We start from the raw sequence: 13,140 nt of genomic DNA on the forward strand, positions 1-13,140 counted from the left end.
TCGCGGTGGTTTGGGAAAGATATTTTTTAATGTTAAAATTTAAAAATAGTATTTTCTGTATTTAACTATTTTTATAAAAGAAAAAATGTGGGTTTATAGTGGCGCTGGGCATTACTAACCGTTGTTCCCAGCAAGCCCATAATACTTTACTTCATTGAAATTTTATTGCGTGTAGGGAACACTTACTCTCAATCGGCAATAGACATATCAGCGCGGTGCCACCAGCATTGTTCAGGGGCGCGTGGGCTGGGTAAAAAATCTTTGGGGTTGCCCGTAAAACTAACAGTGTTTGTAGGGGTTTCCTGAAGAGAGACTTCAATGCAGCGCAACGCATCGCCCTCAGCACGTAGAAAAGCGCTGAGTTTTGCCATCATGAGGCAAACCATGAGTTCAGTTGTTGGGTCGCCGGGGGTTACAACAATGCGCTTCGCTCTTTCTGGCTCGTTATGCTGAAACCAGATTAAGAGAGGGTCATCTTGTGCAAGCTGTAAGGCGTGGTCTAGTTTTTCATCTACAAATTTATGCCACGTACTTTTTGCTTTTTGAAAAGAAACAGGCATATTGCCCATGCCGTCAAGCGGTGCAGGGCGTGTAGGAGTAAGTTTTACACTTACAAATTCATTGTGGCCATGGGGTAGGGCGCAGGTCTCGCTCGCGCCATGAATAAGGCGATGGCCCATAGAAAAGCGGCGTGTAAAAATAAGCTCAGGCATTGGGCGTCACCTTGGCTTGGTATTCTTCCCAACCATTGCGGCGTAGGTCGCATGCGGGGCAGTGGCCGCAGCCGTGGCCCCATGGGTGCATGGTGCCGCGCTCTCCCATATAGCAAGTATGGCTTTCTTGGTTAATGAGCGAGACCAATTTTTGGCCACCTAGCTCTTCTGCCAATTGCCAAGTTTCTGCTTTATTAATCCACATTAAAGGAGTGTGCACAACAAAGCGAGATTCCATGCCTAAGTTGAGGGCAACCTGAACGGCTTTAATAGTATCGTCTCGGCAATCTGGGTAGCCCGAGTAGTCTGTTTCGCACACCCCGGTTACAATATGGCGAATACCCCGGCGCGCAGCTAAAGCCGCTGCAAAATTAAGAAAAATAATGTTGCGGCCCGGCACAAAGGTATTGGGTAACCCCCCTTCGGCCATGGCTATCTCGGCCTCACTGGTTAAAGCTGTGTCTGATATTTCACCCAGTGCGGCAAGGTTGAGGGTATGATCCATGCCCAGCCTATCAGACCATGTGCGGTTTTGTGCTTGTAGGCCTGCGCGCAGGGTTGCGCGGCAAGCAAGTTCAATTGCGTGGCGTTGCCCATAGTCAAAGCCAAGCGTTTCAACGCGTCCAAAACGTGCAAGGGCCCAGGCTAGGCATGTGGCTGAATCTTGCCCGCCAGAAAAAAGCACCAAAGCGGCTTCGTTTTGGGCTTGTGTTGGTAATGGCATGCTTACGGAATACCAGTGAGTTTGTGTGTCTGGAGCGAAAGGCCCCATTGAGGATGTTGGAGGCAGTAACGGATAGCTGCCTGAATATTGTCTTCTTGCTCTGGCCCATCCATGGGTTGTAACCAGAACTTTTTAAAATCGAGATGTTCAAGGCTGGCCGGATCAAGCCCGTTTTGTGGAAAAACGAGTTTGAGCTCCATGCCGCGTTGTTGCACAAAATCAGTGCCAGCTTTGGGGCTAATGCATAGCCAGTCAATACCCACTGGGGCTATAACTGTACCGTTGCTTTCCACCGCTATAGAAAAGCCATTATGGTGCATGGCATCAATAAGGGCGTCGTCAAGCTGTAAAAGTGGTTCGCCACCGGTAAAAACAACAAGCTTGTTGTTGGCATCAGAAGCAGGCCACTGCGCAGCAATAGTAGCGGCGAGGGCCGTGGCTGTTTCAAATTTTCCGCCGCCTTCACCGTCTGTGCCAATAAAATCTGTATCGCAAAATTGGCAAAGCGCTTTTGCGCGGTCTTCTTCACGCCCTGTCCAAAGGTTGCAGCCGGTAAAGCGGCAGAAAACGGCAGCACGCCCAGCCTGACCGCCTTCGCCCTGCAAAGTGAGGAAAATTTCTTTAACGGAATAAGTCATACGGTTTAAAGGCGGTTAGAGTTGAGCCGTTTCTACGGTATCAAGGCCAACACCTGTGGTGTGCATACCTAAACGGGCCAGAAGCTGGCGGTCACGCTGAGCTTGTGGGTTGGGGGTTGTCAGAAGGCGTTCACCATAGAAAATGGAATTGGCCCCCGCCAAAAAGCAGAGTGTCTGGGTTTCATCACTCATATTTTCGCGGCCAGCGGCCAGCCTTACCCGGCTTTTGGGCATGGTAATACGGGCCACAGCAATCATGCGCACAAAATCAAGCGGGTCTATGTCTTCTGCATCGCCCAGAGGGGTGCCCTTTACTTTAACCAGTAGGTTTATGGGTACACTTTCTGGGTGTGTAGGTAGAGTTGCCAAAGCTGCAATTAACCCGGCGCGGTCGGTGTCGTTTTCGCCCATGCCGACAATGCCGCCACAACACACATTAATACCTGCATCACGCACGTTCGAGAGGGTATCTAAGCGGTCTTGGTATGTGCGTGTGGTAATAATCTCGCCATAAAATTCGGGCGAGGTATCAAGGTTATGGTTGTAGTAGTCTAGCCCAGCGGTTTTAAGTTTTTCGGCTTGTTGGGTATCTAGCATGCCCAAAGTAACGCATGTTTCCATGCCAAGGCCTTTAACGCCTTCTACCATGGCGCAAACGGTTTCTAGGTCGTGGTCTTTCGGTGAGCGCCAAGCAGCCCCCATACAAAAGCGACTAGCACCTGCTGCACGGGCTTTTTTTGCTTCTTCCAAAACCTTCTCGACAGCCATAAGGCGGTCAGCTTTTACGCTTTCTTCATGGCGTGCACTTTGTGGGCAATACGCGCAGTCTTCTGGGCAGCCGCCAGTTTTAATAGAAAGAAGAGTTGAGATTTGAATGTCTGTGGGGTCGAAGGTAAGCCGATGCACTGCCTGCGCCCGAAACATCAGTTCAGGGAACGGTAGATCCAACAAAGCCTGAATTTCGGCAACGCTCCAGTCGTTGCGAACAGCAGGAGTGGAGGAAGGGCGGGTGGCAGGGGCTGAACCATCAGGCATGCAAATACAACCAAATTTTCTGTGGGTATTGGGTAGGGGTCAGGCAATATACCTGTTTTGTTACGCTGGCGCCAGAGTGTAGAGCGTGCGAGGAGAGTGACAAGTTACGGTGCTGCTCTTACAAGAGAAGAATAGTAGGCTTTTAGAGCGCCTCTACGCGCTGCGGTGGCATCTGATCGCGGGACAGAAAAAAGGAACAGGCAATTATGGCTTTCTCTTTCTCCACCCTTACAAAGACGGTGTTAACGCTCACGTTGCTTGGCACCATTGCGGCCTGTAGCCATAGGCCAGAAGAGCGCTCAACCCAGCGCGTAAGGCCTTTGCGCATGCCAAACCCGGCTACGTTATATTGTGTTAAAAAGGGCGGAACCCTTGAAATACACCATGATGACCAAAAGGGGCAGGTAAATTATTGCCATCTACCAGATGGAACGGTCATGGAGGAATGGGCGCTGTTTCGGCGCGATAATCCTAAACCTGTACAATAATATAGTTATAGTCTGTTTGGGCTGGGCGCAGAAGCACTGCGCCCTTTTTTCCAGAACAGATAAAAATCCTATAAGATATATTATGCCAACTAATTGAAGTGTCGGGGCTGAATGCGTGTGGCGTAGTATAATGAAGACTGTGCCTCGTGCGTGATTATATATCGTGATGTTCCGGTTTTTTTGTTGATTGTCAGAGGCATATGGAAAGCTTGATGGCAGCAATATGCTGCTGTGCGCCGATACGAGAAAGCTGCATGACCGCAATGGCCCTGCCTTAGTTGTGTATATTTGTAATCTGACTATTCACGAAATTGATATGTTGTATTTCTCTGGTGTTTTTTGTGGGTGTTATGCGTTTTTGGTATGTCAGGAAATGAATCGCAGAAAAGAGTGATGTTTTTTGGAGTGTTGGGATCAATTTCCACTAATATGATGAATTAATTATCTTGAACTACGGAAAATGCACTTATATTGAGGTGCAGAATAAGTTCGGTTTGAGTCGTGAAAGTCAGAAATGTCCGTTGATGCAAGCATCATTGAGCACTTAAAAGCCAGTAGCGCAGATCCTGTGCATTTGCTGCGTGAGGCTGCGCGCCTGCTGCCCGGTGGCGTAGCTGCATTATCCTCCTTTGGTGCAGAATCTGCCTTGTTGCTGGCAATAGTTGCTGAGGCCGCACCGGACATGCCTGTGCTGTTTCTGGAAACGGGTAAGCATTTCCCTCAAACGCTTGCGTATAGAGCCGAGCTTGCGCGTTTTTTAGGCTTAAACAACGTGCAGGACGTAAGGCCTGCTGCCTCTGAAGTGGCAGACCGTGACCCTACTGGCGAGTTGTGGGCTTTTGACCCAGATGCGTGCTGCAAGTTGCGCAAGGTTGAGCCGCTAGACCTAGCTACCCTGCCCTATGGTGCCTTAGTGACTGGCCGCAAGCGTGTGCAGGCCTCAACGCGCACTGCTCTGCCCGTCGTTGAGGTTAAAAGTGATGGTCAATTGCGTCTCAACCCTTTGGCTCTATGGTCTGCTGAAGAGGTTGAGCAGGAAATAAAACGCCGAGGTCTACCAGCTCACCCGCTTGTTGCGCAGGGTTATCCGTCTATTGGGTGCGAGCCATGCACACGCCCTGTTTCTGAAGGGCAAGATGCGCGTTCTGGCCGCTGGGCCGGTTTGGCCAAAACTGAATGTGGCATTCACACTGTGGGTTAAGTGGTTTGCCGGTATCGTTATTTTTGTCTTTTAAAAACAGGTTTGTATCACACCATGGATCATCTTGATCAACTTGAAGCACAAAGCGTTTTTATCTTACGCGAGGCCTACCGTAAGCTGCGGCCCTTGGCCATGCTTTGGTCTTTGGGAAAAGACTCAAACGTTATGGTCTGGTTGGCTAAAAAAGCCTTTATGGGCCGTGTGCCCTTTCCCGTGATGCATGTTGATACAGGAAAAAAATTTCCTGAAATGTATCAGTTCCGTGATGAATACGCCAAAAAATGGAACCTTGACCTGCAACTCGGGGAATGCCCCCCAGTAGAAGACATGGACCCGTCTCTGCCGCCCGCAGCACGTTCTGCCGCCCGTAAAACTGCGGGGCTTGCGGCTATGATTGAAAAACACCGCTTGCAAGGTGTTATTGCTGGTATCCGGCGTGATGAGCAAGGAACACGCGCTAAGGAGCGTGTTTTTAGCCCGCGTGGCGCTAGCCACAAATGGGATATCCGTAACCAGCCACCAGAATTCTGGGATCAGTATGCAGCTCCTCATGAGGAAGGAATGCATATTCGTGTGCATCCGCTGCTCTCTTGGCGTGAAATTGATATCTGGCGCTATATCGAGCGTGAAGGTATTCCACTTGTTGATTTGTATTTTTCAAAAAATGGCAAACGCTATCGCTCTTTGGGCGATCAAGATATTACCAACCCAGTGGAAAGCGATGCCGCGACAGTTGCTGAGGTGATTGCAGAGCTGGAAACGACCCGCACTTCAGAGCGTGCAGGCCGCGCAATGGATCATGAATCTGAGGATGCTTTCGAGCGTCTGCGTGTTGCTGGTTATCTTTGATTTTTGTGCGGATTGGATAATACCCCATGACTAAGAGCGATATCTCTTCACTGGACGCTTCAACGCCAATCGTGATTGTTGGCCATGTTGATCACGGTAAATCAACGCTTATTGGGCGCCTTTTGCATGACACAGATAACCTGCAGGAAGGTAAAGTTGCCCAGATTATTGAGTCGTCCAAAAAACGTGGTTTGAAGATTGAGTGGAGCTTTCTGCTCGACTCTCTTCAAATCGAGCGCGACCAAGGTGTAACGGTCGATTCAACGCGCATTCCGTTCCGTTTGGGGCAACGGGAATTTGTGATTGTTGACGCCCCCGGACACCGCCAATTTTTGCGTAACATGATTACCGGTGCAGCCGATGCCGAAGCGGCTGTGTTGGTGGTAGACGCGGCAGAAGGTGCGCGCGAACAGACCCGCCGCCATGCTATGTTGCTGCACCTTATTGGCATTAGGCACGTCATAGTGTTGCTCAACAAGGCAGACCTTCTGGACTTTGACCAGCAGAAGATTGAGGCTGTTGAGCATTCTGTATCTGAACTCTTGGCCAAGCTTGACCTAAAAGCCGCTGTGTTTGTGCCTGCCTCCGCACGGGATGGAGACAATATTGCCACCCGTTCTGAGCGTACGCCCTGGTATAAAGGCCCAACATTAACAGAAGCCTTGGCGCAAGTGCCCACACCAGAAGTGCGTACTGAATTGCCACTGCGCTTTCCAGTGCAAGACGTGTATCGCTTTGACGATAAACGCTATGTTGCTGGGCGTATTGAGCGCGGGCGTATCCGTGTGGGTGATACGGTTATTATTGGCGCACAAAAGACCCCTGCCCGCGTTGCATCATTAGAAAGCTGGCACACAGCCCCCCAAATTTCTGCTGTGGCAGGCCAATCTATTGCGGTTACGCTTGAGCCTGATGTTATTCCTGACCGTGGGGATATTCTGTATCTGCCAGATACGCCGCCGGTCGAGGCATCTCGTATTCGTACCCGTCTCTTCTGGCTGCGTCAGGAGCCATTGCGTGTAGGCGAAAGCTTTAAGCTACGTCTTGCTACAGCAGAACACGCCGTAACCGTTGTATCTATTGATACGGTGTTGGATCTGGATAACCTGACAGCCCACCCCGGTGAGGAAGTACCTGCAGAGGGCTTTGCGGAAATTACGCTCGCTGCGTCCGAAAAAATACAGTTTGATGCGTTTGCACCCGGTACGTCTGATGGCAGAGGCGTGTTGGTTGACCGCTTGCAACGCATTGTTGGTGGTGCCCCACTTATCGGAGCGGCTGAGGTCTCTGAGCAAGATAAAGCAATTCACCCAAGTGCTAGTTTTGTGAGTGCCGCACAGCGAGACCGTGCCCAAGGGCACCGAGGGGCTGTTTTCTGGCTTACAGGCTTGTCTGGCGCAGGTAAAAGTACTGTTGCACGGGGTGCTGAAACTCAGCTGTTTAACCAAGGTGTGCATGTGAGTGTGCTAGATGGAGACACGTTGCGTGCGGGCCTGTGCAAAGACCTTGGGTTTTCGGAGGCAGACCGTACAGAAAATGTGCGCCGTGCGGCTGAGGTTGCCCGTATTCTCAGAGATTCTGGGCAAGTTGTGCTGGTTGCCCTTATTTCTCCCCTACGCTCAGACCGTGATTTGGCACGCCAAATTATTGGTGATGGGTTTGAGGAGGTGTTTGTTGATGCTGATCTGGCTGTCTGCGAAGAACGAGACCCAAAAGGGCTTTATGCTGCTGCACGGCAAGGGAAAATAGCGAATTTCACTGGTATTGATGCGCCCTATGAGGCCCCCGTGGCCCCTGCATTGCACCTTAAAACCAGTGTTAATAATGTTGATACGGCTATTGAAACTCTTTCGGAGTTCATCAAACAGCAGGTCAGTTTAGCCGCGGCTGCCCGTAAACAGTCCTAAAACGGCATATTATGTGCGGTGAATAAGCAAAAGGTGGTTTTTCTTTAATACCCCCATCTTTTGCTACTGACTTGTTGTGCCAGATTTTGGCAGACTGTAGAGGCTATGGGGCGCCATAGCCTCTATTTTTTAAGGGTTAGCGTAGTATGAAGCGAGCCTGTGTTGCATTTTGGCGGGGGGGAGATTCAGCCCTGCCGGGCTACCGTCTGGCGTTGGTGGTTACACTGCTTTGGACTGGTTTGTTCATAGCCTTACCCCTGTGCGCTTTGATTATTCGCCCATGGCAGGATGGCGTTGGCCCTGTATTGGCTGAACTGCATGACACACGTATGTTTGCAGCCCTCTGGACAAGCTTTTTTAGCGCAGCCGTAGCGGCCTTGTTAAATGTGCCAATAGGGCTTTTTTTGGCGTGGATGCTGGTACGTGGCAACTTGCCCGGCCAGCGTATAGCAGATGCCCTTATAGACCTCCCTTTTGCCCTGCCCACAGCCGTGTCAGGCATTACTCTTGCAACACTTTATAGCCCGCAAGGCTGGCTTGGTTACCCTCTGGCAAAAATGGGGGTTTCTGTCGCGTATACGCAATGGGGCATTATTATAGCCCTTATGTTTGTAGGCCTGCCGTTTGTAGTAAGAACTGTGGAGCCCGTTTTAAAAGCCCTGCCCCATGAGCAAGAAGAGGCCGCTAGACTATTAGGGGCTAAGCCGTGGCAAGTAATAACGCGTGTCGTGCTGGCACCTTTACTCCCGCCCCTTATTACCGGGTTTGGGCTGGCTTTTGCACGTGGCGTTGGGGAGTATGGGTCTGTTATTTTTATTGCTGGCAACCAGCCATTTAAAAGTGAGATTGCGCCCCTGCTTATTGTCGTGAGGTTGCAGGAGTTCGATTACGATGGCGCTACAGCAATTGCTCTGGTGTTGTTAGTTATATCTCTCGCTGCCCTTGCTGGCATTGGGGTGCTGCGGCGCCGCTTTTCTGCATGGGGCGCTATGCCATGAAAAAAATTGCATTATGGGGGGCAACATGGGTGTTACTCGTAGTTGTGCTTTTGTTGCCCCCGATTGTGGTCGTGACAGAAGCGCTTAAAAGCGGCCTCTTGGCGTCACTTGCTACCTTAAAAGACCCCGATGGTATTGCGGCTATCTGGCTTACGTTGGAAACTACGGTTGTTGCGGTGTGCTTCAACACGCTATGTGGCATTTTGGCCGCTTGGTTGCTGACAAAATATCGCTTTCCCGGTCGGGCAGCACTGCTTGTGATGGTTGAGTTGCCTTTAAGCATTTCTCCGGTTGTTTCTGGTTTAGTGTGGCTTTTGCTTTTTGGTGCTCAAGGGTGGTGGGGGCCTGCTTTAGAGCGTGCGGGCATTCATGTTGCATTTGCTGTGCCGGGTATCATGCTGGCAACATTGTTTGTAACGCTCCCGTATGTTGTGCGTACTTTAGTGCCCTATATGGAGCATCAAGGGCGAGACACAGAAGAAGCTGCAGCATTGGCCGGCGCTGGGTTTTGGCAAATTTTACTGCGTGTTACGTTGCCAGATGCCCGTGTGGCCCTATTTTCTGGCGTGTTGCTCACAACAGCACGCGCCATGGGAGAATTCGGGGCGGTGTCGGTGGTGTCCGGGCATATTCCGGGCCTGACAGAAACCATGCCTTTACATATCGAGAGCCTTTATAACGGCTACCAAACAGTTGCCGCCTTTACCATGGCGGCTTTGCTGGCCTGTATGGCTATGGCCGCAGTATTTTTACGTTCTGCCCCGGCAGCATGGGCACGCTACCGAGAGGTGCAAGAGTGAGCATTTTAATACAAAACCTAGTTCGGCACGCACCAGCAACAGAGCGGCGTTTGCTGGATGATGTAACGTTGGCTGTACCTTCTGGTGCGTTTGTTGCTTTGGTTGGACCATCAGGGGCAGGCAAAACAACCTTACTGCGCGCCATTGCTGGCCTAGATCATTATAGCAGTGGCACAATAGATCTTGATGGAAACAGGCTAGAAAACCTGCATGACCGCGCGGGTAAAATAGGGTTTGTTTTTCAGAATTATGCCCTGTTTCCGCATATGACAGTGGCCCGCAATATTAGCTTTGGCCTTGACGTTTTGCCACGAGAGCAACGCCCGACAAAAGCTGAAATTACGGCCCGTGTGCAAGACTTACTTGATCTGATGCAACTGTCGGGCATGGGTAAAGCTTACCCTGCACGCCTTTCTGGTGGGCAGCGGCAGCGGGTTGCTTTGGCTCGGGCCTTAGCAACAGGCCCCGGAGTTTTGTTACTTGATGAACCGTTTGGTGCTTTAGACCCTATTGTGCGCCGGGCTATCCGCACATGGCTGCGCACCTTGCATGATCAATTGGGTTTAACAACCATTTTAGTTACGCACGATCAGGAAGAAGCTCTTGAGGTGGCAGACCGTATTGTGGTCATGCAGCAAGGGCGTATTGTGCAAGATGCATCACCAGCAACGTTAGACGAAGCGCCCAATACGGCATTTGTTATGCAGTTTTTAGGAGAGGTTGTTAGCTTTTCTGGGCATATAAAAAACGGTGTCTTTACCCCGTCCGAACGTGGCGTAGCCCCCTGTGCTGTTTCTGAAAAATTAGAATCAGGCCCAGCCGAACTGATGATCCGCCCATTTGAAATTGGTTTGCGCCAAGGTCAGGGTGCCCACGAGCAAGCAGTGGAGTTGGCCTTATATAGCAAGCGGCAGGGTTTTTGCTATTATTCAGCCCATTTGCCCCAACGTACGGTGCCAGTGTTTATTTATAATACACAGGAAGAAGGGCAAACGCGCCTAGCCTGCGCAGAACTTGAGATTCAACGCGGCAAGCTATTCCGCGATGGTGTGCGTTTACAAAGCCGTTAATGGTGGTTTTTTGCTTAAGCACGTTGGGTAAGAAATCTCTCCCAAATTCACACCATCGTGATTCGTTGTATTTCTCAGAGTTGATTGTGCTGTGTGTTTATGGGTAAATACGCTTGTAAAAAGTAATTCTGGTGAGGTAAGGAAGAAATGGATCGCAGGAATAGCCGCCGGGATGCGCAAGGGCAAAGCGTATTGACTGCCAATCGTCTGCTAGATGGCCGCATTGTTTGGTTAGCTGCTGATGGTTCGTGGCAGTTGCAGCTAGACCGAGCAAAAATTTTCTCCAATGACCACATAGAAGCGGCGCTGGCTGAGCATGCAGCACTTGCGCAACAGCAGGAGTTAGTGGGGGTTTATGGTGTGCAGGTGCATGCAAATGCCCAAGGCATACTAACTCCCGTCACCAGCCGCGAACAGATCCGTGCTGCTGGCCCTAGTGTACACCCTGAATTTGTACCGACGTGGCACAAACCAGACTCTGCCGTTACCGTTTAATGTTTTTGCTGTTACGCCCCAGCTCATAAGGTCGATTATTCCCCATGCCCCACTCTTCCTCATCTGTTCTGCCGGTCGGGCGTTATGCCTATGATGCGGTAGACAAAAATTTTCTCAAAGAACGTGTTGCGCAGTTTAAAGAGCAAGTGGCACGCCGTGTATCTGGCGCTCTGACTGAAGAAGAGTTTAAGCCTTTACGGCTAATGAACGGCCTTTACCTGCAGTTGCACGCTTATATGTTACGTGTTGCCGTGCCTTATGGGGTGCTGAGTGCCAGCCAACTGCGTACATTGGCTTATATTGCAACGCGTTATGACCGCGGTTACGGGCATTTTACCACACGGCAGAACATTCAGTTTAACTGGATCAAGCTGGAAGAAACGCCAGAGATACTTGATATTCTGGCAGAAACTGAAATGCACGCCATTCAGACAAGTGGTAACTGCATTCGTAACGTTACAGCAGACCAGTTTGCCGGTGCTGCGGCGGATGAGGTGCTTGACCCACGTATTTATGCTGAAATTTTACGGCAGTGGTCTACTTTGCATCCAGAATTTACGTTTCTGCCACGTAAATTCAAAATTGCTATTTCAGGCAGCCCCAAAGACCGCGTTGCCGCGCGTTTTCACGATATTGGCCTTATGGCACGCCAAGGCGAGCATGGTCGCCCTGTTTTTGAAGTTTATGTTGGTGGCGGGTTAGGCCGTACCCCTGTTGTTGGCTCTAAACTGCGCGACGACCTGCCAGAAGAAGACCTGATTGCCTACCTAGAGGCCATTTTGCGTGTTTATAATGCGTTTGGGCGGCGGGATAATATTTATAAAGCGCGTATTAAAATTTTGGTGCAAGCTCTGGGCGTAGACAAATTTCTTGAGCACGTGAATGCAGAATTTGCAGCAATGGATCGGGCAAAATACAGGCTGCCAGATACGCTTGTTGAAGCTATTAGAGCACGCTTCGGGCACCCAGCGTTTGAGCCTGCGGGAGATGCAGCCCAGCAGTTAGCGCAGCACCGTTTAGCAGATTCTGCTTTTAGCCGTTGGGTGGATACGAATACGCACCCCCATAAACAGCCCGGCTACATAGCTGTTACGGTGTCCTGCAAGCCCGCTGGCGGCATACCCGGAGATGTAACATCAGAGCAAATGACAGTGCTGGCAGACCTTGCCGATACGTTTAGCTTTGGTGAGTTACGGGTCACGCATTTGCAAAATGTTGTTTTGGGTCATGTGCGGCAAGACAAGTTGTATCAGGTTTGGCAAACATTAGAGCAAAATGGTCTGGGAACAGCTAATATCGGGTTTATTACCGATATTATTGCATGCCCAGGGTTAGATTATTGTGCATTGGCAAATGCACGCTCTATCCCTATCGCCCAAAAATTGAGTGAGCGGTTTGCAAGTGCTACCTTGCAAAAAGAAATTGGTGCCCTGCGTTTGAATATTTCAGGCTGCATCAATGCGTGTGGGCACCATCATGCTGGGCATATTGGCATTCTGGGCGTTGATAAACGTGGGCAGGAAGCTTTCCAGATTACGCTCGGCGGCGCATCAGATCAGGATGTTGTGTCTATAGGGCAAATTCTAGGCTCTGCTCTTTCAGAAGATGAAACGGTAGATGCTGTCGCCCGTATTGTTGATGTCTACCTTGCCAGAAGAGAACCTGGTGAGCAGTTTATTCAAACGTGCCGTCGCCTTGGCACAGCACCATTCAAGGACGCCGCTTATGCCATTGCTTGAAAACGGTCAGCTTAAAGAAGAAATCTGGCAGGTTGCTATTGAGGGTGAAGCATTGCCTGAAGGTAACGTGTTGGTGCCATTGGCGCGCCTACCAGAAGCGTTGGGCCGCAACAGTGATGGTGCACTGGGTGTTCTCCTTGCTCCTGATGAAGACGTAGAGGCTCTGCGTATTGCCCTGCCCCGCCTTACGGCTGTGCAGCTTACGTTCCCTATCTTTCGGGATGGACGCGCGTTTACACAGGCGCGAGCCTTGCGTGAGCATTTGCACTTTAAAGGTGTAATACGAGCTGCCGGGCATATTTTGCCAGACCAGTATGAGTTTTTGCTGCGCTGTGGCGTAACTGAGGTTGTTGTACCAGAAAAGACGGATGTGAGTGTGTGGGAGCGTGCACATAAAGCATTTACCGTTGCCTATCAGCCCTCTATCTTGAACGAAGCGCCAGAGGGAGTTGCCCTACGGCGTTATCTTTCACGTTAGGCGTT

General features: G+C 50.5%; 14 protein-coding genes. 10 read left to right on the forward strand and 4 right to left on the reverse strand.

Annotation, left to right across the window (positions count from 1 at the left end):
* Window positions 1–188: 188 nt before the first annotated feature.
* From Abor_RS10045 to bioB, 4 genes are read right to left on the reverse strand one after another with little or no spacing between them, the layout of a single operon-like run.
* Entirely contained in the window at window positions 189–713 is a 525-nt protein-coding gene (locus Abor_RS10045) for a 6-pyruvoyl trahydropterin synthase family protein (RefSeq protein WP_048841735.1), read from the reverse strand.
* Window positions 706–1,437 carry a 7-cyano-7-deazaguanine synthase QueC gene (gene queC, locus Abor_RS10050; protein ID WP_048841736.1) on the reverse strand — a complete coding sequence of 244 codons (732 nt, stop codon included), beginning with the start codon at window positions 1,435–1,437 and terminating at the stop codon, window positions 706–708. Before queC ends, Abor_RS10045 begins: the two co-directional genes overlap by 8 nt.
* Before the next feature lie 2 nt (window positions 1,438–1,439).
* The gene (gene queE / locus Abor_RS10055; protein ID WP_048841737.1) at window positions 1,440–2,075 is read right to left on the reverse strand and encodes a 7-carboxy-7-deazaguanine synthase; all 636 of its coding nucleotides are present in this window, start codon (window positions 2,073–2,075) and stop codon (window positions 1,440–1,442) included.
* Window positions 2,076–2,090: 15 nt separating this feature from the next.
* On the reverse strand, window positions 2,091–3,110 hold the full coding sequence (bioB, locus tag Abor_RS10060) for a biotin synthase BioB (protein ID WP_048841738.1): 1,020 nt from the start codon (window positions 3,108–3,110) through the stop codon (window positions 2,091–2,093).
* 206 nt (window positions 3,111–3,316) lie between these two features.
* On the opposite strand from bioB, the gene Abor_RS10065 reads away from it, so the two are divergent.
* The 10 genes from Abor_RS10065 to Abor_RS10110 all read left to right on the forward strand — a co-directional run bounded on the left by Abor_RS10065 (window position 3,317) and on the right by Abor_RS10110 (window position 13,135).
* Window positions 3,317–3,598 (forward strand): putative hemolysin, encoded by a 282-nt coding sequence (locus Abor_RS10065; protein ID WP_084594487.1) that lies wholly within the window; start codon window positions 3,317–3,319, stop codon window positions 3,596–3,598.
* A 514-nt stretch (window positions 3,599–4,112) separates the two neighbouring features.
* Complete coding sequence (locus Abor_RS10070; RefSeq protein ID WP_048841740.1) at window positions 4,113–4,799, forward strand: phosphoadenylyl-sulfate reductase; 687 nt, start codon at window positions 4,113–4,115, stop codon at window positions 4,797–4,799.
* Between the two features lie 54 nt (window positions 4,800–4,853).
* Window positions 4,854–5,648, forward strand: a complete 795-nt coding sequence (cysD, locus tag Abor_RS10075; protein ID WP_048841741.1) for a sulfate adenylyltransferase subunit CysD — start codon at window positions 4,854–4,856, stop codon at window positions 5,646–5,648.
* 26 nt (window positions 5,649–5,674) lie between these two features.
* On the forward strand, window positions 5,675–7,555 hold the full coding sequence (gene cysC / locus Abor_RS10080) for an adenylyl-sulfate kinase (RefSeq protein WP_048841742.1): 1,881 nt from the start codon (window positions 5,675–5,677) through the stop codon (window positions 7,553–7,555).
* 146 nt (window positions 7,556–7,701) lie between these two features.
* Window positions 7,702–8,553: a sulfate ABC transporter permease subunit CysT gene (cysT, locus tag Abor_RS10085; protein ID WP_048841743.1), complete on the forward strand. Its 852-nt coding sequence runs from the start codon at window positions 7,702–7,704 to the stop codon at window positions 8,551–8,553.
* A complete protein-coding gene (locus Abor_RS10090; protein ID WP_048841744.1) occupies window positions 8,550–9,353 on the forward strand; it encodes a sulfate ABC transporter permease subunit in 804 nt (267 codons plus the stop codon). Before cysT ends, Abor_RS10090 begins: the two co-directional genes overlap by 4 nt.
* Window positions 9,350–10,423 (forward strand): sulfate/molybdate ABC transporter ATP-binding protein, encoded by a 1,074-nt coding sequence (locus Abor_RS10095; RefSeq protein ID WP_048841745.1) that lies wholly within the window; start codon window positions 9,350–9,352, stop codon window positions 10,421–10,423. Before Abor_RS10090 ends, Abor_RS10095 begins: the two co-directional genes overlap by 4 nt.
* Window positions 10,424–10,570: 147 nt before the next feature.
* The gene (locus Abor_RS10100) at window positions 10,571–10,918 is read left to right on the forward strand and encodes a DUF2849 domain-containing protein (RefSeq protein ID WP_048841746.1); all 348 of its coding nucleotides are present in this window, start codon (window positions 10,571–10,573) and stop codon (window positions 10,916–10,918) included.
* 44 nt (window positions 10,919–10,962) lie between these two features.
* Entirely contained in the window at window positions 10,963–12,657 is a 1,695-nt protein-coding gene (locus tag Abor_RS10105; protein ID WP_048841747.1) for a nitrite/sulfite reductase, read from the forward strand.
* Entirely contained in the window at window positions 12,644–13,135 is a 492-nt protein-coding gene (locus Abor_RS10110; RefSeq protein WP_048841748.1) for a DUF934 domain-containing protein, read from the forward strand. The genes Abor_RS10105 and Abor_RS10110 overlap by 14 nt, the downstream gene beginning before the upstream one ends.
* Window positions 13,136–13,140: the final 5 nt, after the last annotated feature.

The sequence above is a fragment of the Acetobacter orientalis genome (assembly GCF_000963965.1).
In the GTDB taxonomy this organism is placed as follows: domain Bacteria; phylum Pseudomonadota; class Alphaproteobacteria; order Acetobacterales; family Acetobacteraceae; genus Acetobacter; species Acetobacter orientalis.